Source organism: Herbaspirillum sp. Her4, assembly GCF_057961335.1.
In genome coordinates this window covers 4591380-4615719 of sequence record NZ_CM176330.1, presented here as the reverse complement: position 1 = coordinate 4615719, position 24340 = coordinate 4591380, and the positions used below count along the sequence as shown (strand labels likewise).

Sequence of the window (24340 nt, the reverse complement as noted above, 5' to 3'; positions counted from 1 at the left end):
GAGTCGGGGGTAGGCTGCCGACTCCGCGTAAAATAGCGCCTTGTTCCCAATGACGTGCAAGATGCGCCGGTATCGCCGATGCCTGCGCCACACGTGTTCTTCTACAGGCTTGCCGCAGTGACAGCTCCCGAAGCCCCCGCCCACAACGCCGACAGTCGCACCGCTCCCGCCGGGACGGAGGGCGCTGCCCCCGAAGAACCAGGTCTCCATGATGCCGAGGTCGAGCGCCTGTTCGGTGAAGGCGGTCCCTTGGGCGGTGCCGTTGGCAGCTATCGCCCGCGTCATGCCCAGACCGAGATGGCCAAGGCCATCGCCGACGCCATCGCCAATCAGGGTACGCTGATCGCCGAGGCCGGTACCGGTACCGGCAAGACCTTTGCCTACCTCGTCCCGGCCTTGCTGTGGGGCGGCAAGACCATCGTCTCCACCGGCACCAAGACGCTGCAGGACCAGCTCTTCAATCGTGATATCCCCACCGTGCGCAAGGCCTTGCATGCGCCCGTCTCGGTGGCGCTGCTCAAGGGGCGCAGCAATTATGTCTGCCACTTCCACCTGGAGCGCACCCTGCAGAACGGCCGCCTGACCGCGCGCGAGGATGTGGGCTACCTGCGCGAGATCTCGCGCTTCGTCAAATCCACTTCCTCCGGCGACAAGGCCGAGCTGACCAAGGTGCCGGAGACGGCTTCGGTATGGAATCTGGTGACCTCCACCCGCGATACCTGTTTCGGGGCTGAATGCCAGTACTACCAGGATTGCTTCGTCATGAAGGCGCGCAAGGAAGCGCAGCAGGCTGATGTGGTGGTGGTCAATCACCACCTGTTCTTCGCTGATGTGGCCCTGAAGGACACCGGCATCGCCGAACTGCTGCCCTCGGCCAATACCGTCATCTTCGACGAAGCGCACCAGTTGCCGGATACGGCCACGCTGTTCTTTGGCGAGACCATCTCCACCTCGCAGATTCTCGAACTCTGCCGCGACGTGCTGGCCGAAGGCCTGTCGCACGCCCGCGATGGCGCTGACTGGGCGCGCCTGGTCGCTCCGGTGGAGCGCGCGGCACGCGATCTGCGGCTGGCTTTCCCGGAAGAATCGGTACGCCTGGCGCTGAACCAGATTGCGCCTTCCAGCGCCTTCTTCCCGTCGCTCGACACGCTGAAGGACTGCATGGACGACATGATCGCCGTGCTCGAAAAACAGGCCGAACGTGCCGAGACCATCGAGCAGTGCCGCGACCGTGCCAATGAATTGCTGCGGCAGCTGGAAAACTGGGGCACGCCCGACGAACTGGCCAAGATCCAGGCCGAAGCCGCCGCCAAGGCAGCGGCCAAGCCCGCCGACAACAAGCGAGCAGGCGAGGGTGAGGAACAGGAAGATTCGCCCGCGCAGAAACCCTTCTACGTGCTCTGGGTGGAAGCCTTCCAGTCCTCGCTGCAGCTGCACCGCACGCCGCTGTCGATCGCGCCCATCTTCAACAAGCAGCGCGAGGGTACGCCGCGTTCATGGATCTTCACGTCGGCGACGCTGGCAGTGAAGAAGGATTTCAATCACTACGCAGCCCAGATGGGCCTGTGGAATGCCCCTGCGCAATCCTGGCCGAGCCCTTTCAATTATGCCGAGCAGGGGCTGCTGTACGTACCGCAGAACCTGCCACAGCCGAATTCGTTTGAATACACCGATGCCGTCATCGATGCCGCACTGCCGACCATCGAGGCCGCCGGCGGCCGCTGCTTCTTCCTGTGCACTACGCTGCGTGCAGTCAATCGTGCAGCGGAGCGGCTGCGTGCCGAGTTCGAGGCGCGCGGCCATGATTTCCCGCTGTTCGTGCAGGGCGAGGCGGGACGTACGGAGTTGCTGGACCGTTTCCGCGCTGCGGGCAATGGCGTGCTGATCGGTAGCCAGAGCTTCTGGGAAGGCGTGGATGTGCGTGGCGACGCACTGTCGCTGGTCATCATCGACAAGCTGCCGTTCTCGCCACCGGATGATCCGGTGCTGGCGGCCCGTATCAGCGAAATGGAAAAGCAGGGCCTGAACGGCTTCGTGCACCATCAGCTGCCGGCGGCCATCATCAACCTGAAGCAGGGCGCGGGTCGCCTGATCCGTGACGAGGGCGACCGCGGCGTGCTGATGATCTGCGATCCGCGCATCATCACCAAGAATTACGGTCGCCGTATCTGGCAGAGCCTGCCGCCCTTCAAGCGCACCCGCGAGCTGGAGGTGGTACAAGCCTTCTTCCGCGAGCAGGATGCACGCCGCGCCGCTGCCGCCGCCGGCGAGGACGCTGCGGCGGAGGGTTGAGATGGCAGATCACACCTCGCTGGTGCCGGTGCGCGCCTCCGAACTCGCCCTGGGCCGCCCCGCGCCCTGGCCGATCTACAACGATGCCGGCAAGCTCCTGCTGGCACGCGGTACCTTGATCGACACACCGGATCAACTGGCCGGGCTGATCGAAAACGGTCTCTACCGCAATGCCAACTGGATTGCCGAGCCGGATACCGAATCCGTACCGTTGCCGCAGGCACGCGACGTCTTGCGCAAGAAGCAGGGTGGCAAAAAACCTTTGAAGCCCTCTGCGGCAGTGCGCGGCCAGGAAACCGTGATCACGCTTGACGAGGTGCGCTGGCAGATCGGCGATACCTTGTGGCTGCAATTTGCCGACGATGCCGCGCAGCGCTATGCGGTGTCATTGGTGGGCTGCTTGCCCAACCGCAGTATCCTGGTGACAGCGCCACAAAAGGAGGGCAAGCAGCTCTTCGTGCGGGAAGGCCAGGGCTTCGTGGTGCGCGCCCTGACCGGTCGCCGCGCCTATGCTTTTGCGGCGCAACTGCTGAAGTACCAGCAAACTCCTTTCGTTTACCTTCATGTCTCCCTGCCCAAGGAGGTACGTTCCACCGTCATCCGCCAGGCCACCCGCGTGCCTGTCGGGGCGGAAGGCTATCTCGCGGTGGATGGCAGCCAGCCGCTGGCCGCCAGCGTGATCGACCTCAGTTTGGCTGGGGCTTCGCTGGTGGCGACCTCGCTTTCCGGCAAGGTGGCGGCAAAGAAGGGCGTGACGGGCCAGCTGCGTTTCGTGGCCTCGGTGGCGGACCAGCAGTTGCCGCTGGAACTGCCGGTGGTCCTGCGGACGGTGGAGTCTTTGGGGGAGGCCGATTTCCATCAGTACGGGGTGGAATTTGCGCAACTGACGGTGCGCGACAAACTGGTGCTGTCAGCCTATGTCTATCAGGAACTGACGCTGCAGGAATAGACGACGCAACAGGGCAGGAGAATGTCAGGAGGAGGGGCTGTCCAAAGCTCGGCTTCGGTTAAAATTCAGGCCATGAAAATCCTCATCAGCAACGACGACGGCTACCTGGCACCCGGCATCAATGCCCTGGCCGAAGCCCTCGCACCGATCGCCGACATCACCGTGGTGGCCCCCGACAGCAATCGCTCGGGCAGCTCCAATTCCCTGACGCTGGATCGCCCGCTGTGGGTGGAGCAGGCCGCCAACGGCTTCTACTATCTCAATGGCACGCCTTCGGACTGTGTCCACGTGGCGCTGACCGGCTTGCTCAAGGAGCGTCCTGACCTGATCGTCTCCGGTATCAATCAGGGCCAGAACATGGGCGACGATACGCTCTATTCCGGCACGGTGGCGGCGGCGACCGAGGGTTTTCTGTTCGGCATTCCTTCCATTGCGTTTTCGCAACTCCACAAGGGCTGGGGCGAGCTGGAGTCGGCCGCACGCATCGCCCGCGAGATCGTTGAGCGCCGCTTCGACAGCCTGCCCAAGCCTTACCTGCTCAACGTCAACATTCCCAACCTGCCGTATGCGCAGATCAAGGGCTGCGTGGCAACCCGTCTGGGCAAACGCCACATGTCCGAGCCGGTGCACAAGCTGACTGACCCGCATGGCCGGGACCTGTACTGGATCGGCCCGGCCGGGGCCGCCAAGGATGGTGGCGAGGGCACCGATTTCCATGCGACGGCCAATGGCTACGTCTCCATCACGCCGCTGCAGATCGACCTGACGCACACCGCGCAACTGGACAATCTCAAGAAAGCGCTTGCATGAGCGACAAGCCCAGCCGCTTTCCGCTGAGCCTGTCCTCGGTGGTCGACAAGAAAAAGACCGCCAACGCCGGGCGGGATGCGGCTGGCCGGCCTCAGGCCACGACCCAGACGGCGGCCAAGAATGCCGCTCAGTCATCGCAGCGTGCGGCCTTGAAGCCGGTGCAGCAGGGCCTGGCCCAGGCGCTGCGTCCGCCGCCGGCACCACCGCGCGCGCCGGTAGCGCCGGCCCAGCCGCTGCTGAGCGCCGCGCCGGTGCCGCGCACGGCCGTCAGGAACGTCATGACGGTGACCCAGACCAATGCTTCCCATCATGCCTCGCCGCTGGCCTCGGAAGCGGTGCGCAAGGCCATGGTGGCGCGCGTGGCCAAGCAGGGTGTGGCCGATGCCAAGGTGCTGGCCGCGCTGGAGGCAGTGCCGCGCCACATGTTTGTGGAACCCGGCCTGGCCAGCCAGGCCTATATCGATGCGTCGCTGCCGATCGGCCATCACCAGACCATTTCGCAGCCCTACATCGTGGCGCGCATGATCGAACTGATGCGCCAGAATCGCCATGGCGGCCGCCTGGACCGGGTATTGGAGATCGGCACCGGCTGCGGCTACCAGGCCGCCGTACTGTCGCGGGTAGCAGGCGAGGTGTATTCCATCGAGCGCATCAAGCCCTTGCATGAACTGGCCAAGACCAATCTGCGTCCCTTGCGCGTGGCGAACATCCGCTTGCATTACGGAGATGGTATGCTTGGCCTGCCGCAAGTTGCGCCGTTTGATGGCATCATCCTCGCGGCGGCAGGTCTCGAAGTGCCGCAGGCCCTGCTGGAACAGCTCGCCATTGGCGGCAGGCTGGTAGCGCCCGTGGGCGAACGCCAGCAGGTGCTGGAACTGATTGAACGTGTCGGCCAGCGCGACTGGCGCCGTACCACCCTGGAACAGTGCCATTTCGTGCCGCTGCGGCCGGGAACGGTGTAGGTCGGAAAAGCCCGGCATGAGCAGGACGCAATGAGCAAAACCGGCGGATATCAGGTCCGCCACGCATCATCGAACAGGGAACGGGCGGCAACAAGCACAAGCATCCAAGCCGCGGGTCGATGAAAAGAGCGGATGGGCAGGCGAGGGGGCCGCATTTCCCTGATGAACTTCTGGCGCTGGCTGCGTGTCAACTAGCGTCGTACAAAATCTAACGTAAGAGCATGAAGAAAATTCGTTTGGCTGTATTGGGCAGTGTCGTCAGTTTGCTGGCCGCCTGCGGCTCGACACCGAATCAGCAGCCGGCGCCCGTCGTCGAGCGCACGTCGAGCACCGCCAAGCCGGCCGATGCTGCTGCCGCTCCGGTGGTGCCGGCCCCGTCGGGACGTGGCTATTACACGGTCAAGAAGGGCGATACCCTGTATCGCATCGCCCTGGACGTCGGGCAGAACTGGCGCGACATCGTCGCCTGGAACAATCTGACCAACCCGAACGACATCAAGGTCGACCAGGTGCTGCGCGTGGCGCCGCCCGATCGTGCCGGTCCGGCCCAGACGGCGACCGTGGCTGCCGCGCCGGGCGCAGGCCTGGATGTGAAGCCGCTGGGTGCACCAGGCGCCGCCGCACCGGCTGCAGCACCGATGGCCTCGGGCAGCAACAAGACTGGTCCGCGCGGTGACAAGCGCGCCTACTCGGAAAGCGCCCTGGCTGAACTGGAAAAGCCTGATGCTGCACCGGCAGCCGCACCTGCTGCAGCCCCTGCGGCTGTCGCCAAGCCGGAAGCGCCGCATGCAGCGGACAAGCCGGCGGCAGCCAGCCAGGCGCCGGTCGCCAGCGATGATGAAGGCGTGACCTGGATGTGGCCGGCCGACGGCAAGGTGATCGGCACCTTCGAAGGCGGCAAGAAGGGTGTGGACATTGCAGGCAAGGATGGCCAGGCCGTGCTGGCAGCAGCCGGTGGCAAGGTCATGTATGCCGGTAGCGGCATTCGTGGCTATGGCAACCTGGTGATCATCAAGCACACCAACAACTTGTTGTCGGCCTATGCCCACAACAAGACCATCCTTGTCAAGGAAGGCCAGGCGGTGATCAAGGGACAGAAGATCGCTGAAATGGGCAAGTCCGACAGCGACAGCGTCAAACTGCATTTCGAGATCCGCCAGCAGGGTAAACCTGTTGATCCTTCAAAATACTTACCGCCACGCTAGCGTATGACAAGCAATCGCCGCGATCACTTGCCAGACCAGGGCCCTCGTGAAGAGGATATGGACGATCCCATCGAGGAGATCGATGAACCGGAAGTGATTGACGGCGATGCTGCCGAGCAGCCCCAGGAGGCTGCCCCGGCCGAAGGCGTGGACGAGCTCAAGAAGGTGCTTGCCGCTGAACTCTCCACCGACACCACCCAGCATTACCTCAACAAGATCGGTGCCAAGCCGCTGTTGACGGCGGCCGAAGAGCTGCATTTCGCCACCCAGGCCAAGGCCGGCGAATTCGAGGCGCGCCAGAAGATGATCGAGCACAACCTGCGGCTGGTAGTGTCAATCGCCAAGCACTACATCAACCGGGGCGTGGCCCTGCTGGACCTGATCGAAGAGGGCAACCTCGGCCTGATGCGCGCCATCGACAAGTTCGAGCCTGAGCGCGGTTTCCGCTTCTCTACCTACGCCACCTGGTGGATCCGCCAGAGCATCGAGCGCGCCATCATGAATCAGGCCCGTACCGTGCGGCTTCCCGTGCATATGGTGCGCGAGCTGAACCAGATTCTCCGCGCAAAATATCACCTCGAAGCGCAGCAACGTGACGGAAGAGACGCCAGCGCCGAAGACATCGCGCACCTGGTCGACCGCCCGGTGGAAGAGGTGCAGGATGTGCTGGCCCTGTCCGAACATGCAGCCTCGCTGGACACCCCGCTCGATAACGACCCGCAGGCCAGCCTGATGGATCTCTTGCCCAGTGCCGTCGAAGAGCATCCGGACACCCGTGCCGAAAGCCAGGAAATGGCCTTGCTGATCCGGGAGTGGCTCAAGAGCTTGTCCGAAAAACAACGTGTAGTGGTGGCCCGCCGCTTCGGCTTGGACAACGACGATCCCTCGACGCTGGAGCAACTGGCGGGCGAGATGGGCATCACTCGTGAGCGTGTGCGCCAAGTGCAGCAGGAGGCTTTGGTCAAGCTCAAGCGGCTGCTGACCTCGCGCGGCGTGAGCCGCGACGCGTTGTTCTAGGGCGCTTCCTCTATATTGCAGTGGTTTTCGCGGGCCGGCGCGGTCCGGATGCGCTTGCTGCTTCCCTCGCGGTCCCGGATCGCGGACAATACCGCTTTTGTTTTCGGCAGCGGGCTTCGGTCCTACCCTGTGGTTTCCCTCATGCAACAAGACATCATCATTGAAATCAAGTCGCTCGACATGGACGGGCGCGGCGTTGGTCATCTCCAAAACGAGGATGGCACGCAAGGCAAGGTCATCTTCGTCGAAGGCGCGCTGCCGGGCGAGCGGGTCAGTTTCCAGTCCTATCGCAAGAAACCCAAGTGGGAAGCGGGCGTGATGACCACGCTGCATAGCGAGTCCTCGCTGCGGGTGAAGCCCAGGTGTGACTATTTCGGCACCTGCGGCGGCTGTGCCATGCAGCATCTGGAGCCGTCGGCCCAGGTCGCCATGAAGCAGCGCGTGCTGGAAGACAACCTCTGGCACCTGGGCAAGACCAAGGCCGAGGTCATGCTGCGTCCCATCTATGGTCCCACCTGGGGTTATCGCTATCGCGCCCGCATCTCGGTGCGCCACGTGGCCAAGAAGGGTGGGGTGCTGGTGGGCTTCCATGAAAAGCGCTCGTCCTTCATCGCCGATATGAAGACTTGTGAAATCCTGCCGCCCAATGTGTCGGCCATGCTGGTGCCGCTGCGTGAACTGGTGGCAGCGCTGTCGATTCGTGATCGCATGCCGCAGATCGAGCTGGCCGTAGGTGAGGGCGACGATGGCAACAAGGTTACCGTACTGGTGTTGCGCATCATGGAGGCGCTGAGCCCGGCCGATGAAACCCTGCTCAAGACCTTTGCCGACGAGCACAAGATCGAATGGTGGCTGCAGACCAAGGGACCGGATACGGCAGCGCCATACTATCCCACCGAATCGCGCCTGCAGTACACCTTGCCTGAATTCGGTATCCGCATGCCGTTCAAGCCGACCGATTTTACCCAGGTGAATCACCAGATCAACCGCGTTCTGGTGGCCCGTGCGCTGCGCCTGCTGGATGTGCAGCCGCAGGATCGCGTGGCTGACCTGTTTTGCGGCTTGGGTAACTTCACGCTGCCCATCGCTACCTTGGCACGCGAAGTGGTCGGGATCGAAGGCAGCACGGCCCTGACCGAGCGCGCACTGGACAATGCCAAGGTCAATGGCGTCGATGCCAAGACCAGTTTCTATTGTCGCAACCTGTTCGAAGCCAAGCCGGAGGATTTCGTGGCGCTGGGCAAGTTCGATCGCATGCTGATCGACCCGCCACGCGAAGGTGCCATGGAAGTCTGCAAGGCCCTCGTGGAATTGCCATCGGAACAGCAGCACCTGAAGCCCAAGCGTATCGTCTACGTCTCCTGCAACCCGGCCACGCTGGCGCGTGACGCCGGCATGCTGGTGCATCTCGGCGGTTATGCGCTCAAGTATGCTGGCGTAGTGAACATGTTCCCGCATACGGCCCACGTGGAATCCATCGCCGTGTTCGATCTGCCCGAGTGAGGTCGAGGGCGGCAGACGAAAAAAATGCCGGCTTGCGCCGGCATTTTTATTTCATTTGAAGCAATATTCGCGAGATCAGTCTCGGTTGCCGCCAACGATGCCCAGGATGGACAGCAGGTTGGCAAAGACGTTGTAGACGTCCAGGTAGATCGCCAGCGTGGCCGAAATGTAGTTGGTTTCGCCGCCGTTGACCACCTGTTGCACGTCATACAGGATGTAAGCCGAGAAGATGGCGATGGCCACCACCGAGATGGTCAGTTGCAGCGCCGGCAGGTGCAGGAAGATGTTGGCCAGCGAAGCCACCAGGATCACCAGCACGCCTGCGAAGAGCCACTTGCCCATGCCCGAGAAGTCACGCTTGGAGACGGTGGCGATGGTGGCCATGCCGCAGAAGATGATGGCGGTGCCGCCAAAGGCCGTCATGATCAGTCCGGCGCCGTTGGAGAAGCCCAGCGTGTACTCGATCAGGCGCGACAGCATCAGGCCCATGAAGAAGGTGAAGCCCAGCAGGAAAGCTACACCCCAGCCGGTATTCTTGGTCTTCTCGATCGCGTAGAAGAAGCCGAAGGCGATCGCCAGGAACAGCACGAAGCCGATCATCGGGCTGGCGGCAAACAGGCTGAAATGCATCTGCACGCCCAGCCAGGCGCCCAGCACGGTCGGGATCATCGACAGCGCCAGCAGCCAGTAGGTGTTGCGCAGAACGCGGTTGCGGGTGGCCAGACTCGTGGTCGAGTGGCCGAAGGTCGTGTCCAGTTGATTCATATGTCCTCCGAAGCGTTGAATGCGAGCCAGAGAATAGCACGATGGCTCACTGCTAAGACAAGTCTTCCCTCGCTCTGGTTCGAGATGCGGGCACTTTATGTGAGGCCGTTATCTCGCGCATCCTGGCTGGTTTCAATGCGCTACTGCCCGTATGCCGTGTCAAAGCAGGTGAATTGACATGATATCTGATGGTTTCATGCTAAAATACAAGGTTCATTGAATTAACAATTATTGGCTTTAAGCCTTTATTTTTATTGGAGTTTTTCTCATGGCAATTGAACGCACCCTGTCGATTATCAAGCCTGACGCCGTCGCCAAGAACGTGATCGGTCAGATCTACAGCCGTTTCGAAAACGCCGGCCTGAAGGTCGTCGCTGCTCGCATGGCCCAACTGTCGCGCGCTGAAGCTGAAGGTTTCTACGCTGTTCACCGTGAGCGTCCTTTCTTCAAGGACCTGGTGGACTTCATGATCTCCGGCCCGGTGATGATCCAGGTGCTGGAAGGCGAAGGCGCCATCCTGAAGAACCGCGACCTGATGGGCGCAACCGATCCGAAGAAGGCTGAGAAGGGCACCATCCGCGCCGACTTCGCCGACTCCATCGACGCCAACGCCGTGCACGGTTCGGACGCTGAAGAAACCGCCAAGGGCGAAATTGCCTACTTCTTCCCGGCGCTGAACGTTTATTCGCGTTAATCTGTTCCTGTTTTTCATCGGTCTTCCGGGCCGGGGCGGAAACCGGCGCTGCAATCCCTGTCGCGTCTTTCTGCCTTGGTCCCGACCGCAAGCATCATGACTACAGCTCTCACCAATCTGCTGGATATGGATCCCGCGCAACTCGTCGCCTACTGCGGCGAGTTGGGTGAGAAGCCGTTTCGTGCAAAGCAGTTGCAGCGATGGATACACCAGTTCGGCGTGTCTGATTTCGATCAGATGACCGACCTGGCCAAATCGCTGCGCGACAAGCTGAAGACCCGCGCCGAAGTCCGTGCGCCGGCCATCATCAGCGACCATACCTCCACCGATGGCACACGCAAGTGGCTGGTCGACGTGGGCCAGGGCAACGCGGTGGAAACCGTGTTCATTCCTGAAGAAAACCGCGGCACGCTGTGCGTTTCGACGCAGGCGGGCTGTGCAGTGAATTGCCGCTTCTGCTCCACCGGCAAGCAGGGCTTCAACCGCAATCTCACCGTGGCCGAAATCATCGGCCAGCTGTGGATGGCGGAATTCGAATTGCGCAAGACCAAGGGCATCGAAGGCGGCCCCAAGGGTGAGCGCCAGATCACCAACGTGGTCATGATGGGCATGGGCGAGCCGCTGCTCAACTTCGAGCCGACCGTGACCGCCTTGCGCCTGATGCTGGACGACAATGCCTATGGCCTGTCGCGCCGCCGCGTCACGCTCTCCACCAGCGGCGTGGTGCCGATGATCGACAAGCTGTCGCAGGAGTGCCCGGTGGCGCTGGCTGTCTCGCTGCACGCGTCCAACGATGTGCTGCGCGATTCGCTCATTCCGCTCAATCGCAAGCACCCGCTGCGCGAGCTGATGCTGGCCTGCAAACGCTATCTGGAATTCGCGCCGCGCGACTTCATCACCTTCGAGTACTGCATGCTCGATGGCGTCAATGACACCGACACCCATGCGCGCGAACTGGTCGCGCTGGTGAAGGAAGGCGAGACCGCCATCCCCTGCAAGTTCAACCTGATTCCCTTCAATCCCTTCCCCGAGTCGGGCTTGAAGCGCTCGCACAATCCGCGCATCAAGGCGTTTGCGCAGATCCTGATGGATGCCGGCATCGTGACCACCATCCGCAAGACCCGTGGCGACGACATCGATGCCGCCTGCGGCCAGTTGGCCGGCGAAGTGAAGGATCGTACACGGGTGCAGGAACGCATGCAGAAAATGGCCGAATACCAGGCCAAGTTCGGCAAGGACTTTGGCCGCATCGTGGAGATCTCCGGGTGACGGCAGGGTGGTCCCATGTCCTTGCTGGTCCTGCGGTACCAGCCTTCGCCGCCACGGCGAGGGATCAGCTGCCGCTTTTTACAGAATGGGTAACGGGGGCGTCGATGTTGCGCTGGGGCGCAGGCATCGCACGTCCTTTTTGTGTTTTTGCTGAAATGATCGTCCGTTCTGCCGTTATGGTTCAGGATGGGCTGAAGTTGTCGAATTTCCCCGGAGGGACGCGGCAGGAGCCGCGCAGGGACGCTCCAGAAGAATCCGGCCAGGGCCGGCTAAAAAAAGCTTTTCCATGTGGAGCATTTGATGAGTGATCAACAAATGAACGAAATGTCGTCGCAGCAACCGCAAGATCCTGGTCCATCGTCCCCGGCCCAGGTCTTGCCCGGCGCCGCGCTGGCGGCAGCGCGTCAGAAGAAGGGCTGGACCATCGAGCAGGCAGCCAGCCTGGTGAAGCTGGCCCCGCGCCAGATCCTGGCGATCGAAGCGGATAACTACGCAGCCTTGCCCGGCCTGGCCGTCGCGCGCGGTTTCGTGCGCAGCTATGCCAAGGTGCTGGGGCTGGATGTGAATGCCGTGACGGCTTCCTTGCCGCAGGAGTCGGCCGTGCAGCAGCGCGACCACATCGTGCCGCAGCACCAGCTCTCCACGCCGTTCTCGGAAGGTCCGCTGCCGGCCATGATGATGAGCACGCGCGGCAACAGCTCGGCCTTGCCCATCGTCGCCGGTGTGGTGGTGGTCGCCCTGTTGGCAGGCGCGGCAGCCGTGCGCTGGACTGAACTCGGTGCCAATGTGCCGCAGTTGGCCTTCCTCAAATCGCATCACGAGGAGGCAGCAGCAGCGTCGGGCACCTCTCCGGATGCGCAGAATGTGCAGTCGGCCGAGACCGCTTCTTCCACCGAGACACCGGTGAATGCCCGCGTTGAAACAATCACGTCCGCACCCGCCGAGGAGCCCGCCAAGCCTGCTGCTCCCGTTGCGGAGGCACCTGCACCGCTAGTTCAGGCCCCGGTGGCGGCCAAGCCGGAACCGGTCCAGGCCGCCACGCCGGCAGCCAGCCAGCCGGCATCCACGCCGGCCCCGGCGGCTGTGTCTGCCGCATCGGCTGCGCCCGCCCAGATGGCCTCGACCACTGTCCCCAGTGGCCTGAACATCGTCAACAGCAAGGATTTGCTGCGCCTGACCTTCCGCGAGGATTCCTGGGTGGAAATCCGGCGTGCCGACAAGAGCACCGTGATTTCGCGCCTGCTCAAGGCCGGCACCACCGAGACCTTTGATGTCTCGGACGCCACGACCCTGATCATCGGCAACGCCGCCGGTGTTGACGCCAGCCTGCGCGGCCAGCCGCTGGACCTGAAAACCCCGGGCGGCAGCAATGTTGCACGCCTGAACCTGAACTGAGTCGACTGCCATCATGTCTTCCTTCCCGATCGCCTCCGGGCCGCTGGCCCGCCGCAACAGCCGCCGCGTGGTCATCAGCCATGGGGCGCGCGAGATCATCGTGGGTGGTGGTGCCCCGGTCATGGTGCAATCCATGACCAACACCGACACTGCGGATGCCATCGGGACGGCCATCCAGATCAAGGAACTGGCCCGGGCCGGCTCCGAGATCGTGCGCCTGACCGTCAATACGCCCGAGGCCGCCGCAGCCGTGCCGGCCATTCGCGAGCAGCTCGACCGCATGGGCGTGGATGTGCCGCTGGTGGGCGATTTCCACTACAACGGCCACACCCTGCTGACCGACTATCCGGAGTGCGCCCAGGCGCTCTCCAAATACCGTATCAATCCCGGCAACGTGGGCAAGGGCGCCAAGCGCGATACCCAGTTCGCCCAGATGATCGAAGTGGCCTGCAAGTACGACAAGCCGGTGCGCATCGGCGTGAACTGGGGCAGCCTGGACCAGGCGCTGCTGGCGCGCATCATGGACGAAAACGCCGGTCGTGCCGAGCCGTGGTCGGCCCAGGCGGTGATGTATGAAGCCTTGGTCACCTCGGCCATCGAGAACGCCCAGCGCGCCGAGGAGCTGGGCATGTCGGGTGACAAGATCATTCTGTCCTGCAAGGTTTCCGGCGTGCAGGATCTGATCGCGGTTTATCGTGAGCTGGCGCGCCGCTGCGACTACCCCCTGCACCTGGGCCTGACCGAGGCCGGTATGGGCAGCAAGGGCATCGTGGCCTCCACGGCGGCGCTGTCGGTGCTGCTGCAGGAAGGCATCGGCGACACCATCCGCATCTCGCTGACCCCCGAGCCGGGCGGCGACCGGACCAAGGAAGTGGTGGTCGGCCAGGAAATCCTGCAGACCATGGGCTTGCGCAAGTTCACCCCGATGGTGATCGCCTGCCCGGGTTGTGGCCGCACCACCTCGACCGTGTTCCAGGACCTGGCCGACAAGATCCAGACCTTCCTGCGCGAGCAGATGCCGGTCTGGAAGGGCAAGTATCCCGGCGTGGAAGCCATGAACGTGGCCGTCATGGGCTGCATCGTCAATGGTCCCGGTGAGTCCAAGCACGCCAACATCGGCATCAGCCTGCCGGGCACCGGCGAGTCGCCGGCGGCACCGGTGTTCATCGATGGCGAAAAGAAGATGACCCTGCGCGGCGAACGCATCGCCGAGGAATTCCAGAAGGTGGTGCTGGAGTATGTCGAATCGCATTACGGTCAGGGCAGCCATTCCTGACCACCGTGGAGCCCGCCACCATAGGGCGTTGCGGGCCATGCAGTACACTTGCGCTGGTGCGTCGCACGAAAGATGCGTCAGATACCAGTTTCCAGAAATGAAGTAAAAAGTAAAAACTCCGGGTTTCGGTATGTCAGAACAAAAGAAAGTCGAAAAAATCGTTGGCGTCAAAGGCATGAATGACATCCTGCCGGCAGACGCCCCGTTGTGGGAGCTGTTCGAGAACACGGTGCAATCGGTACTCAAGAGCTACGGTTTCCAGCAGATCCGCACCCCCATCGTCGAGCCGACCGCGCTGTTCGCGCGCGGCCTGGGCGAGGTGACCGACATCGTCGAGAAGGAAATGTATTCCTTCACCGATTCCATGAACGGCGACAACCTGACTTTGCGCCCGGAAAACACCGCCGGCGTGGTGCGCGCTGCCCTGGAACACAACCTGACCTATGACGGTCCCAAGCGCCTGTGGTATGTCGGCCCCATGTTCCGCCATGAGCGTCCGCAGCGCGGCCGTTATCGCCAGTTCCACCAGGTCGGCGCCGAAGCCGTGGGTTTCAGCGGCCCGGACATCGATGCCGAACTGATCATGATGTGCCAGCGCCTGTGGGATGACCTGGGCCTGTCCGACATCCGCCTGGAACTGAACTCCATCGGCAACGCCGAAGAGCGCAACAAGCACCGTGCCGACCTGATTGCCTACTTCGAACAGCACAAGGACCTGCTGGACACCGACGCCCAGCGCCGCCTGCACGCCAACCCGCTGCGCATCCTGGATACGAAGAATCCTGCCATGCAGGAGATGGTGAACGCCGCCCCCAAGCTGCTGGATTACCTGGGTGAAGAATCGCGCGCGCACTTCGAGGGCGTGCAGAAGATCCTGCGCCACAACAACATTCCCTTCACCATCAACCCGCGCCTGGTGCGCGGCATGGACTACTACAACCGTACCGTGTTCGAGTGGGTCACCGACCAGCTGGGCTCGCAGGGCACGGTCTGCGGCGGTGGACGCTACGATCCACTGATCGAAATGTTCGGCGGCAAGCCGACCCCGGCCTGTGGCTTCGCCATGGGCGTGGAACGCCTGCTGGAGCTGATGAAGGCCAATGGCGAGCAGTATGCACCGAACCAGTGCGACGTCTATCTGGTCCATCAAGGCGAAGAAGCACAGTTGCAATCTTTCGTTCTGGCTGAACGTTTGCGGACTGCCGGGCTCGATGTTGTGCTACATTGCGCATCGTCCAATGGTGGTGGTTCGTTCAAGGCGCAGATGAAGCGCGCCGACGCCAGCGGTGCTGCCTTTGCCGTGATCATCGGTGAAGACGAGCTCAAGGCCGGGACTGCCACCGTCAAGCACATGCGCGAAGGCAATGCCGAGGAAGGGCGTGCCAACCAGAGCAACATGGCCTTCGACGGCGTGGTCGACTACATCGTGGAACAGATCGTCGGCGATCACGACCATGATCACGACCACGTGCACTATCACCCCTGAAGACCCGTCCACCTCGACCGTCAACTTATCTAAACGCAGAGTTACATGGCATACGATCTCGAAGAACAAGAACAGCTTGATTCCATCAAGGCCTGGTGGGCGAAATACGGCAACCTGGTGACCTGGGCGCTGATCATCGCGCTGGCCGCCTACGCCGGCTGGACCGGCTGGAACACCTGGCAGGGCCGCCAGTCGGCGCAAGCCTCGGTGCTCTACGAAGAACAGCAGAAGTCGCTGGCAGCCAAGGACAATGCCAAGGTGCAACGCGCCGCCGCCGACATCCAGGACAAGTTCAGCGGCACCGCCTACGCCGAGATGAGCGCCCTGGTGGCAGCCAAGTCGGCCTTCGATGCCAATGACCTGGAAGCGGCCAAGAAGCAGCTGCAATGGGTGATCGACCACGGCCGTGGCAAGGAATACAAGGCCATCGCTGCCGTCCGCCTGGCGGGCGTGCTGCTCGATGCCAAGGCGTATGAGGAGGCGCTGAAGGTGCTGTCGGGTGACTATCCCGCGCAGTTCGCCGGTGCCATTGCCGACCGCAAGGGCGATGTGCTGGCCGCCCAGGGCAAGCGCGACGAAGCCCGCAGCGCCTACAAGCTGGCGCTGGAAAAGAGCGACGCCAAGGATCCGGGTCGTCAACTGATCCAGATCAAGCTCGACGCCATCGGAGGCGAAGCGCCCAAGGCCTGAGGCCGGCGCTCGCGCCACTGAAGAATGCTCCGGGTCCCGGTTCGCTGTGGCGCACCGGTGGCCTGGCGGGTTGCAGATGCAACCCCGAATTGAATCGCAATCCCACCGCGAATCCATCCATCGCTTAGAGGAAACAGAATATGCGTAGTGTGACAGCCACTGCTGCCAAGGCAACATCCTTTGCTCGATCCCGTAGCGCCTGCAAGCTGGCGCTGAATGTGGCCGCCATGGCGGCTGTGGTGGCCTTGTCCGGCTGCTCGCTGTTCTCCAGCAAGAAAGATCCGAATCCGCCGGCCCCGCTGGTCGAATTCACCCAGAAGATGCGCGCCCAGGCTGCGTGGACGGTATCGGTCGGCAAGGCCGGCAGCTACCAGTTCAGCCCGGCTTTCGCCGCCGGCAGCGTGTTTGCCGCCGCCAATGATGGCACCGTGGTGCGCATCAACGCCCAGAATGGCCAGACCCTGTGGCGCAGCCGTGCCGAAGGCAACCTGACGGCTGGTGTCGGCAGCGATGGCAGCACCGTGGTGGTGGTGGCCGAGAAGGGCCGTATCCAGGCCTTCGATGCCGCCTCCGGCAAGCCGACCTGGAGCGCTCAGGCACCCAGCGAAGTACTGTCGGCTCCGGCCGTGGGCGAGGGCCTGGTGGTCATTCGCAGCATCGACAACCGCGTGACCGCGTATGATGCCGACAATGGCAGCCAGCGCTGGATGGTCCAGCGCAACGTGCCGTCGCTGACCCTGCGCAATGCGCCGGGCATCGTGATCGGTTCGCAGACCGCCTTCGTGGCCCTGCCGGGTGGCCGTCTGTCGGCCCTGGCACTGAACAACGGCGGTCCGCGCTGGGAAGTGCCGGTGGGCGATCCGCGCGGTACCACCGAACTGGAACGCATCTCCGACGTGTCGGGCGTGCCGGCGCTGGGTTCGCGTGATATCTGTGCGGTGTCGTACCAGGGGCGTATCGGTTGCTTCGATTTGCTCAACGGCAATGTGCGCTGGATCAAGGAGTTTTCCAGCGATGTCGGCGTCAATCTGGATGACGCCTACGTCTATGCGGCCGATGTCAATGGTGCCGTCACCGAGTTCGCACGCGATACCGGTGCCGTCATCTGGCGCAACGACCGCCTGAAGAATCGCCAGCTGTCCAGCCCGATCGCAGTGGGCAAGGCGGTGGCGGTGGCTGACTTCCAGGGTTATATTCACTTCCTGTCGCGGGAAGATGGTGCCTTCGTGGCCCGTCTGGCTACCGACGGCAGTGCTGTCCAGGCGCCTCCGGTTTCGACCGGCTCGTCTGTCGTTTTCCAAACCAAATCAGGAACCGTGGTCTCCGTCGTCGCTGAATAAGTGACGAACGACCCCCAAGAAAAGAAATGAAACCGGTAATTGCACTTGTAGGCCGTCCCAACGTCGGCAAATCGACGTTGTTCAACAGGCTCACCCGCAGCCGCGATGCGCTGGTGGCGGACCTGCCCGGCCTGACGCGCGATCGTCACTACGGCGAAGGCCGGGTCGGCGAACGTCCGTTCCTGGTGATCGATACCGGTGGCTTCGAACCCGTCGCCAAGGACGGGATCATGTATGAGATGGCCAAGCAGACCAAGCAGGCGGTGGTCGAGGCCGACATCGTGGTGTTCATCGTCGACGGCCGCCAGGGATTGACGCCGCACGACAAGACCATCACCGACTTCCTGCGCAAGTGCGGCCGTTCCGTGCTGCTGGTGGTCAACAAGTCCGAAGGCATGAAGTACACCTCGGTCACCGCCGACTTCTATGAGCTGGGCATGGGCGATCCTTACGTGATCTCCGCTGCCCACGGTGATGGCGTGGCCGACCTGGTGGAAGAAGCCCTGGATCAGGTCGACGCCCAGCGCGCCCAGGAGCCCGAAGCCGAGGAACCGGCCGTGCGCGGCACCAAGATCGCCATCGTCGGCCGTCCCAACGTGGGCAAGTCGACTTTGGTCAATACCCTGCTGGGCGAAGAGCGCGTGATCGCCTTCGACATGCCGGGCACGACCCGTGATTCCATCGAGATTCCCTTCGAACGCGAAGGGCGTCATTACACCCTGATCGACACCGCCGGTATTCGCCGCCGTGGCAAGGTCTTCGAGGCCATCGAGAAGTTTTCCGTGGTCAAGACCCTGAAATCGATTTCGGACGCCAACGTCGTGCTGCTGCTGCTGGATGCGCAGCAGGATATTTCCGAGCAGGATGCCCACATCGCCGGTTTCGTGCTGGAGTCTGGCAGGGCGCTGGTGGTCGGTGTGAACAAATGGGATGGCATGGAAAGCGACCAGCGCAACCAGATCAAGATGGATCTGGAGCGCAAACTGAATTTCCTTTCCTTCGCCAAGTTCCACTTCATTTCAGCCCTGAAGTCGACCGGCATCGGTCCGCTGATGAAGTCCATCGACTCGGCCTATGCTGCCGCCATGGCCAAGCTGAGCACCCCGCGCCTCACGCGCGCACTGGAAGAGGCACTGGAACACCAGCAACCGCGCCGCAAGGGTTCGATCCGCCCCAAGCTGCGCTATGCTCACCAGGGTGGCCAGAATCCGCCGGTGGTGGTGATCCACGGCAATGCACTGGAAGCCATCGACGACAACTACAAACGTTATCTGGAAAAGCACTTCAGGGAAACTTTCTCTCTGGTGGGCACTCCACTGCGTATCGAGTTCAGGTCGGGCAAGAATCCTTTCATCCGGCAGGAAAAATAATCGTAAATCCTGCTATTCGATCAATGTTTTTGGCGTTGGAGCCAAAATCGTTTAAATTGAATAGCATAAAGTTGGTCAAGCACTTGATTTTCCTTGAAGTGCCTCCAAGTCCTAATCACAACAACACCGTGGAGCTGCCATGAGCAACAAAGGGCAATTGTTACAAGACCCATTCCTGAACGCATTGAGAAAAGAGCACGTTCCCGTCTCTATCTATCTGGTCAACGGCATCAAGCTGCAAGGCCATGTGGAGTCTTTCGATCAATACGTGGTCCTGCTGCGCAACACCGTTACGCAAATGGTTTACAAACACGCCATCTCTACCGTCGTGCCTGCACGTGCGGTCAACCTCAGTCTCGAATCCTCGTCCGACGAATAATGGTCTACCTGGCCGGCTTGACGCCGTGGGCATTTTGACATGCGTGCCGCGTTAGTCGGCTTGGACTTCGGCAAGAACGATTTCGCCGCTAGTCTGGATGAGCTCTTCCTCCTGGCAAAATCGGCTGGTGCGGAACCGGTGATCACCATCACCGGCCGCCGTGCCAGTCCGGATGCCGCTCTCTTCGTTGGTACCGGCAAGGCACAAGAAGTCGCTGACGCCGTCGCCGACCTCCAGCTCGAACTGGTCATTTTCAATCACGCTCTTTCACCGGCCCAGCAACGTAACCTGGAGCGGGTGCTGAAGGTGCGTGTGCTCGACCGTACCAGCCTGATCCTCGACATCTTCGCCCAACGGGCCAAGAGTCACGAGGGCAAGGTGCAGGTCGAACTGGCCCAGCTGCAGCACCTGGCGACCCGCCTCATTCGCGGTTGGACCCACCTGGAGCGGCAGAAGGGCGGTATCGGCCTGCGCGGTCCCGGTGAAACCCAGCTGGAAACCGACCGCCGCCTGCTGGGCGAGCGCGTCAAGGCGCTGCGTGCGGTGCTGGCCAAGCTGCGCCGGCAACACGCCACGCAGCGCCGAGCGCGCGGACGCAGTGAAACCTTCTCGGTCTCGCTGGTGGGTTATACCAACGCCGGCAAGTCGACCATCTTCAACTCGCTGGCCAAGGCCGGCGTGTATGCCGCCAACCAGCTTTTCGCCACACTGGACACGACTTCCCGTCGCGTCTACCTGGGCGAGGTCGGGCATGTGGTGATCTCGGACACCGTGGGTTTCATCCGCGAACTGCCTCACCAGCTGGTCGAGGCATTCCGGGCCACCCTGGAAGAGACCATCCACGCCGACTTGCTGCTGCATGTGGTGGATGCTGCCAGCCCGGTGCGCATGGAACAGATCGAGCAGGTCAACCTGGTCTTGAAGGAAATCGGTGCCGACCACGTGCCGCAGATCCTGGTCTGGAACAAGATCGACGCCGCCGGTCTGGAACCGACGGTCGAGTATGACGAGTATGGTAAAATCCAGCGGGTTTTCGTCAGTGCCAAGTCTGGTGCTGGCCTGGATCTGCTGCGCGAAGCGATCGCCGCTTCGCTCAAGGCCGCCTTGGAGGCCAGGGGTCGCAGCCGTTCCCAGCCAGTCGATTCCGAAGACATGCACGCTTGAGCCGTTCGAGGGGACGGTTCGTTGCACGTTCCTGGCGCGCATTCCTCCTAGATTCTCTTAATCCATCACTTCAGCCGGAACGCAAACGCATGCTTGTGTCTTTATTCAGGAAAATCGGTGTCAAGTTTTCGTTGAACGACCCCCAATGGGGACGTGGTTCGCAAAACGACAACCGCGAGAATCAGAATAACGGAAGTAACGGCGACAAACGGCCCGAAAAACCGTCCGGCAACAACGACGGCCCGCCTGACCTCGACCAGCTCTGGCGCGACTTCAACCAGCGCATCGCCGGCCTGTTGGGCCGCAAGGGCGGTGGCGGTTCCGACGGCGGCAACGGTGGCGGCGGCTTCAATCGTGGCGACGTCAAGGGCGCCGGCATCGGCGTGGGCGTGATCGCCGTGATCGTGGCCTTCCTCTGGCTGGCCAGCGGCTTCTTCATCGTGCAGGAAGGCCAGACTGCCGTGGTCACCACCTTCGGCCGCTACAGCCACACTACGCTGCCGGGCTTCAACTGGCGCTGGCCGTATCCCATCCAGGGCCACGAGATCGTCAACATGTCGCAGGTCCGTACCGCCGAAATCGGCTACCGCGGCAACGTACGCAACAAGCAGCTCAAGGAATCCCTGATGCTGACCGATGATGAAAACATCATCGACATCCAGTTTGCCGTTCAGTACAAGCTCAAGAATGCCGCCGAATGGCTGTTCAACAACCGTGACCCGGATGATTCCGTGCGCCAGGTTGCCGAAACGGCCATCCGTGAAATCGTCGGCCGCAGCAAGATGGACTTCGTTCTCTACGAAGGCCGTGAAAAGGTGGCGCTCGACGTGAGCCAGCGCATGCAGCAGATCCTGGATCGCTACAAGTCCGGCGTGCAGATCACCAACGTCACCATGCAGGGCGTGCAACCGCCTGAACAGGTGCAAGCCGCCTTCGACGACGCCGTCAAGGCCGGCCAGGACCGTGAGCGCCTCAAGAACGAAGGCCAGGCCTATGCCAACGACGTGATCCCGCGCGCCTCCGGTGCCGCCTCGCGCCTGCTGGAAGAAGCCGAAGCCTACCGCTCCCGCGTGACCGCCAACGCCGAAGGTGATGCCTCGCGCTTCACCCAGGTGCAGGAAGCCTATGCCAAGGCCCCGGCCGTCACCCGCGACCGCATGTACCTGGAAACCATGCAGCAGATCTTCGCCAATACCACCAAGGTCATGGTCGATGCCAAGAATGGTCGCAACCTGCTGTACCTGCCGCTGGACAAGCTGATCCAGCAAAGTGCCGGCGACGCGGCCCCGGCCAGCGGCAAGGCCCCGGCATCGTCGACCGTACAGCCCTCGGCGGGCGCGGCGTCCACCACTTCGACTGCAGGAAACGACACTGTGTATTCTTCCGAGCTGATGCGAGATTCGAGAAACCGCGATCCCCGTGATGCGCGTGATAGGGAGGTGCGCTGATGGGCCGCCTCGTCACTTCCGTCATCGTCGCCGTCGTGGCGATCTGGCTGGCTTCGTCCACCATCTTCGTGGTCGACCAGCGTTCCTCGGCCATCGTCTTTGCCCTGGGTGAAGTCAAGCAGGTCATCAGCGAACCCGGCCTGCACTTCAAGCTGCCGCCGCCGTTCCAGAACGTGATGTACCTGGACAAGCGCATCCAGACCCTGGATACCCCTGACGCCGACCGCTTCATCACCGCCGAAAAGATGAACGTGCTGGTGGATGCCTACGTCAAGTGGCGCATCGTCGATCCGCGCCTGTATTTCGTCAGCTTTGGTGCCGATGAGCGCCGCACGCAAGATCGCCTGTCGCAGATCGTCAAGGCTGCGCTGAATGATGAAATTACCAAGCGCACCGTGCGCGAAGTGATTTCCAGCCAGCGCAACAACGTCATGGATGCCATCCAGGCTCGGGTGGCCAACGAAGCCAAGCAGATCGGCGTGGAAGTCATCGACGTGCGCCTGCGCCGGGTGGACTACGTGGACCAGATCAACAACTCGGTGTTCGAACGCATGAAGTCCGAACGTGTGCGAGTCGCCAATGAGCTGCGTTCCACGGGTGCTGCCGAATCCGAAAAGATTCGCGCTGACGCCGATCGCCAACGTGTGGTGATCCTGGCCGAAGCCTATCGCGAATCCGAAAAGATCCGTGGTGCCGGTGACGCCAAGGCTTCCCAGATCTACGCGCAGGCCTTCGGCCAGAACCCGGACTTCTACAAGTTCTATCGCAGCCTCGAAGCCTACCGTGCCAGCTTCAAGAACCGTCACGATGTGATGGTGGTGGATCCGAGCTCGGAGTTCTTCAAGTACTTCAAGGGAGTCGGCGGCGGCAATACCAGCGCTGCGAAGAAGTAAAAATCCGCTTATCAGGCGATAATGTGAACAGTTCTGCGCCGCCGCGTATTTCCGGCGGGCAGGGCAAACCGGATGGATGCCGCTGGTAAAGGGCATCTTTCCTTTTTTGGTCGGACACAATGTGCCAGGGTGCAATTTTCCCGGTGTGCAAGAAGAGGGGCGGCAGGCATTCCCGGACCGCCCCGATTGTTCGTCTGGGCGGCTGCTTCTGATCTGGCTGTCCGAACCACGCAAGTACGCAAACCGTTTTTTTCTGCTTTGACTTTTGTTTATGCCTAACTGGCTTCTTCCCGAAAACATCGCCGATGTCTTGCCCTCCGAAGCGCGCAAGATCGAGGAACTGCGCCGGCGCCTGCTCGACAATTTCCGCCTCTATGGCTATGAAATGGTCATGCCGCCGCTGCTGGAATACCTCGAATCGCTGCTCACCGGTGCCGGCCAGGATACCGACCTGCGCACCTTCAAGCTGGTCGACCAGCTCTCCGGCCGCACCCTGGGCGTACGCGCCGACATGACCACGCAAGTGGCGCGCATCGACGCCCACCTGCTCAATCGCGCCTCGGTCACGCGCCTGTGCTATGCCGGCAGCGTCCTGCATACGCGCCCGACGGGCTTGCACGCTACCCGCGAACCGATCCAGATCGGTGCCGAGATCTATGGCCACGCCGGTATCGAAGCCGACGCCGAGATCCAGGAACTGGCCCTCAATTCGCTGGCCCTGGCCGGCATGCGCACCATCCGCCTGGACCTGTGCCACGTCGGCGTGCTGCGCGCCATCATCGCCAACGATGCGGGTGCCAAGCGTGACGAAGCCCAGCTCTTCGGGCTGCTGCAGGCCAAGGATGTGCCGGGTCTGAAGGAAATTACGGCCTCCTATCAGGAAGGCACGCGCGCAGCCTTGCTGGCGCTCCCCAACCTGTACGGCGACATTTCCGTCATCGCGCGCGCGCGCATCACCTTGCCGGCGCTGCCGGGCATCGGCCAGGCGCTCGACGAGCTGCAGGCCGTAGTGGAACTGGCAGCCGGCCATGAAGGCGCGGCTGTCACCATCGATCTGGCCGACCTGCGCGGCTATCATTACCACAGCGGCGTGATGTTCTCAGCCTATGTGCCGGGCCTGCCCAATGCGGTGGTGCGCGGCGGCCGCTACGACCATGTGGGTGAAGCCTTCGGCCGTGCACGGCCGGCTACCGGCTTCTCCCTGGACCTGCGTGAACTGGCACGACTGATGCCGGGCGCAGAACGAAAACGCGCCATCCTCGCCCCTTGGGGCAGGGACGCCGGTCTGCGTGAGAAAATAGCGCAATTGCGGCAAGCGGGAGAGATCGTGATCCAAAGCCTTCCCGGCCACGAACACGATCAGGACGAATTCGATTGCGATCGCGCACTCGATTTCAGCAATGGAAACTGGATTATCAAAAACTTGGGTTGAG

Annotated in this window: 21 protein-coding genes; 20 read left to right on the top strand and 1 reads right to left on the bottom strand. The window is 62.3% G+C overall.

Annotated elements, in window-relative coordinates; translation table 11 throughout:
• Positions 1 to 78 precede the first annotated feature (78 nt).
• The 7 genes from yoaA (at position 79) to rlmD (ending at position 8738) form a co-directional block, all read left to right on the top strand.
• The gene (yoaA, locus tag ACWFUC_RS20815) at positions 79 to 2292 is read left to right on the top strand and encodes a DNA repair helicase YoaA (RefSeq protein ID WP_489623169.1); all 2214 of its coding nucleotides are present in this window, start codon (positions 79 to 81) and stop codon (positions 2290 to 2292) included.
• Position 2293: 1 nt separating this feature from the next.
• A complete protein-coding gene (locus tag ACWFUC_RS20810) occupies positions 2294 to 3241 on the top strand; it encodes a flagellar brake protein (RefSeq protein WP_121041907.1) in 948 nt (315 codons plus the stop codon).
• A gap of 72 nt (positions 3242 to 3313) precedes the next feature.
• Positions 3314 to 4051 carry a 5'/3'-nucleotidase SurE gene (gene surE, locus ACWFUC_RS20805; RefSeq protein WP_121041905.1) on the top strand — a complete coding sequence of 246 codons (738 nt, stop codon included), beginning with the start codon at positions 3314 to 3316 and terminating at the stop codon, positions 4049 to 4051.
• Entirely contained in the window at positions 4048 to 5013 is a 966-nt protein-coding gene (locus ACWFUC_RS20800) for a protein-L-isoaspartate(D-aspartate) O-methyltransferase (RefSeq protein ID WP_134222775.1), read from the top strand. Before surE ends, ACWFUC_RS20800 begins: the two co-directional genes overlap by 4 nt.
• Positions 5014 to 5234: 221 nt before the next feature.
• The gene (locus ACWFUC_RS20795) at positions 5235 to 6218 is read left to right on the top strand and encodes a peptidoglycan DD-metalloendopeptidase family protein (protein WP_489623168.1); all 984 of its coding nucleotides are present in this window, start codon (positions 5235 to 5237) and stop codon (positions 6216 to 6218) included.
• Positions 6219 to 6221: 3 nt separating this feature from the next.
• Positions 6222 to 7235 (top strand): RNA polymerase sigma factor RpoS, encoded by a 1014-nt coding sequence (rpoS, locus tag ACWFUC_RS20790; RefSeq protein ID WP_489637315.1) that lies wholly within the window; start codon positions 6222 to 6224, stop codon positions 7233 to 7235.
• A 141-nt stretch (positions 7236 to 7376) separates the two neighbouring features.
• Complete coding sequence (rlmD, locus tag ACWFUC_RS20785) at positions 7377 to 8738, top strand: 23S rRNA (uracil(1939)-C(5))-methyltransferase RlmD (RefSeq protein ID WP_489623167.1); 1362 nt, start codon at positions 7377 to 7379, stop codon at positions 8736 to 8738.
• A 75-nt stretch (positions 8739 to 8813) separates the two neighbouring features.
• Here the strand turns inward: rlmD and ACWFUC_RS20780 are convergent, their stop codons facing one another.
• Positions 8814 to 9503 (bottom strand): Bax inhibitor-1/YccA family protein, encoded by a 690-nt coding sequence (locus tag ACWFUC_RS20780; protein ID WP_039785351.1) that lies wholly within the window; start codon positions 9501 to 9503, stop codon positions 8814 to 8816.
• A gap of 268 nt (positions 9504 to 9771) precedes the next feature.
• On the opposite strand from ACWFUC_RS20780, the gene ndk reads away from it, so the two are divergent.
• From ndk to ACWFUC_RS20715, 13 genes are all read left to right on the top strand, one after another.
• On the top strand, positions 9772 to 10197 hold the full coding sequence (gene ndk / locus ACWFUC_RS20775; RefSeq protein WP_034333977.1) for a nucleoside-diphosphate kinase: 426 nt from the start codon (positions 9772 to 9774) through the stop codon (positions 10195 to 10197).
• Between the two features lie 96 nt (positions 10198 to 10293).
• Complete coding sequence (gene rlmN / locus ACWFUC_RS20770) at positions 10294 to 11466, top strand: dual-specificity RNA methyltransferase RlmN (protein ID WP_121041897.1); 1173 nt, start codon at positions 10294 to 10296, stop codon at positions 11464 to 11466.
• Positions 11467 to 11766: 300 nt separating this feature from the next.
• Entirely contained in the window at positions 11767 to 12861 is a 1095-nt protein-coding gene (locus tag ACWFUC_RS20765; protein WP_489623166.1) for a RodZ domain-containing protein, read from the top strand.
• A 13-nt stretch (positions 12862 to 12874) separates the two neighbouring features.
• Positions 12875 to 14137: a flavodoxin-dependent (E)-4-hydroxy-3-methylbut-2-enyl-diphosphate synthase gene (gene ispG, locus ACWFUC_RS20760; RefSeq protein ID WP_204726644.1), complete on the top strand. Its 1263-nt coding sequence runs from the start codon at positions 12875 to 12877 to the stop codon at positions 14135 to 14137.
• A 130-nt stretch (positions 14138 to 14267) separates the two neighbouring features.
• A complete protein-coding gene (gene hisS, locus ACWFUC_RS20755) occupies positions 14268 to 15623 on the top strand; it encodes a histidine--tRNA ligase (RefSeq protein WP_039785359.1) in 1356 nt (451 codons plus the stop codon).
• A gap of 45 nt (positions 15624 to 15668) precedes the next feature.
• On the top strand, positions 15669 to 16313 hold the full coding sequence (locus ACWFUC_RS20750) for a YfgM family protein (RefSeq protein ID WP_489623165.1): 645 nt from the start codon (positions 15669 to 15671) through the stop codon (positions 16311 to 16313).
• A 140-nt stretch (positions 16314 to 16453) separates the two neighbouring features.
• Complete coding sequence (gene bamB / locus ACWFUC_RS20745) at positions 16454 to 17653, top strand: outer membrane protein assembly factor BamB (RefSeq protein WP_134135984.1); 1200 nt, start codon at positions 16454 to 16456, stop codon at positions 17651 to 17653.
• Between the two features lie 26 nt (positions 17654 to 17679).
• Entirely contained in the window at positions 17680 to 19023 is a 1344-nt protein-coding gene (gene der, locus ACWFUC_RS20740) for a ribosome biogenesis GTPase Der (RefSeq protein ID WP_039785362.1), read from the top strand.
• 139 nt (positions 19024 to 19162) lie between these two features.
• Positions 19163 to 19402: an RNA chaperone Hfq gene (hfq, locus tag ACWFUC_RS20735; protein WP_006463311.1), complete on the top strand. Its 240-nt coding sequence runs from the start codon at positions 19163 to 19165 to the stop codon at positions 19400 to 19402.
• A gap of 39 nt (positions 19403 to 19441) precedes the next feature.
• Complete coding sequence (gene hflX / locus ACWFUC_RS20730; protein ID WP_121041887.1) at positions 19442 to 20566, top strand: GTPase HflX; 1125 nt, start codon at positions 19442 to 19444, stop codon at positions 20564 to 20566.
• 89 nt (positions 20567 to 20655) lie between these two features.
• On the top strand, positions 20656 to 22014 hold the full coding sequence (gene hflK / locus ACWFUC_RS20725; RefSeq protein ID WP_489637314.1) for an FtsH protease activity modulator HflK: 1359 nt from the start codon (positions 20656 to 20658) through the stop codon (positions 22012 to 22014).
• The gene (hflC, locus tag ACWFUC_RS20720) at positions 22014 to 22907 is read left to right on the top strand and encodes a protease modulator HflC (RefSeq protein WP_134222767.1); all 894 of its coding nucleotides are present in this window, start codon (positions 22014 to 22016) and stop codon (positions 22905 to 22907) included. Before hflK ends, hflC begins: the two co-directional genes overlap by 1 nt.
• Positions 22908 to 23178: 271 nt before the next feature.
• Entirely contained in the window at positions 23179 to 24339 is a 1161-nt protein-coding gene (locus tag ACWFUC_RS20715) for an ATP phosphoribosyltransferase regulatory subunit (RefSeq protein ID WP_134222766.1), read from the top strand.
• Position 24340: the final 1 nt, after the last annotated feature.

Excerpts from the sequence above, each read along its gene's own strand:
- ACWFUC_RS20715 (WP_134222766.1), top strand. The coding sequence starts at position 23,179 with ATGCCTAACTGGCTTCTTCCCGAAAACATCGCCGATGTCTTGCCCTCC.
- ndk (WP_034333977.1), top strand. The coding sequence starts at position 9,772 with ATGGCAATTGAACGCACCCTGTCGATTATCAAGCCTGACGCCGTCGCC.
- ACWFUC_RS20780 (WP_039785351.1), bottom strand. The coding sequence starts at position 9,503 with ATGAATCAACTGGACACGACCTTCGGCCACTCGACCACGAGTCTGGCC.
- rlmN (WP_121041897.1), top strand. The coding sequence starts at position 10,294 with ATGACTACAGCTCTCACCAATCTGCTGGATATGGATCCCGCGCAACTC.
- hflX (WP_121041887.1), top strand. The coding sequence starts at position 19,442 with ATGCGTGCCGCGTTAGTCGGCTTGGACTTCGGCAAGAACGATTTCGCC.
- yoaA (WP_489623169.1), top strand. The coding sequence starts at position 79 with ATGCCTGCGCCACACGTGTTCTTCTACAGGCTTGCCGCAGTGACAGCT.
- ACWFUC_RS20795 (WP_489623168.1), top strand. The coding sequence starts at position 5,235 with ATGAAGAAAATTCGTTTGGCTGTATTGGGCAGTGTCGTCAGTTTGCTG.
- rpoS (WP_489637315.1), top strand. The coding sequence starts at position 6,222 with ATGACAAGCAATCGCCGCGATCACTTGCCAGACCAGGGCCCTCGTGAA.
- ispG (WP_204726644.1), top strand. The coding sequence starts at position 12,875 with ATGTCTTCCTTCCCGATCGCCTCCGGGCCGCTGGCCCGCCGCAACAGC.
- der (WP_039785362.1), top strand. The coding sequence starts at position 17,680 with ATGAAACCGGTAATTGCACTTGTAGGCCGTCCCAACGTCGGCAAATCG.
- ACWFUC_RS20810 (WP_121041907.1), top strand. The coding sequence starts at position 2,294 with ATGGCAGATCACACCTCGCTGGTGCCGGTGCGCGCCTCCGAACTCGCC.
- bamB (WP_134135984.1), top strand. The coding sequence starts at position 16,454 with ATGCGTAGTGTGACAGCCACTGCTGCCAAGGCAACATCCTTTGCTCGA.
- rlmD (WP_489623167.1), top strand. The coding sequence starts at position 7,377 with ATGCAACAAGACATCATCATTGAAATCAAGTCGCTCGACATGGACGGG.
- surE (WP_121041905.1), top strand. The coding sequence starts at position 3,314 with ATGAAAATCCTCATCAGCAACGACGACGGCTACCTGGCACCCGGCATC.
- hfq (WP_006463311.1), top strand. The coding sequence starts at position 19,163 with ATGAGCAACAAAGGGCAATTGTTACAAGACCCATTCCTGAACGCATTG.
- hflK (WP_489637314.1), top strand. The coding sequence starts at position 20,656 with ATGCTTGTGTCTTTATTCAGGAAAATCGGTGTCAAGTTTTCGTTGAAC.
- ACWFUC_RS20765 (WP_489623166.1), top strand. The coding sequence starts at position 11,767 with ATGAGTGATCAACAAATGAACGAAATGTCGTCGCAGCAACCGCAAGAT.
- ACWFUC_RS20750 (WP_489623165.1), top strand. The coding sequence starts at position 15,669 with ATGGCATACGATCTCGAAGAACAAGAACAGCTTGATTCCATCAAGGCC.
- ACWFUC_RS20800 (WP_134222775.1), top strand. The coding sequence starts at position 4,048 with ATGAGCGACAAGCCCAGCCGCTTTCCGCTGAGCCTGTCCTCGGTGGTC.
- hisS (WP_039785359.1), top strand. The coding sequence starts at position 14,268 with ATGTCAGAACAAAAGAAAGTCGAAAAAATCGTTGGCGTCAAAGGCATG.
- hflC (WP_134222767.1), top strand. The coding sequence starts at position 22,014 with ATGGGCCGCCTCGTCACTTCCGTCATCGTCGCCGTCGTGGCGATCTGG.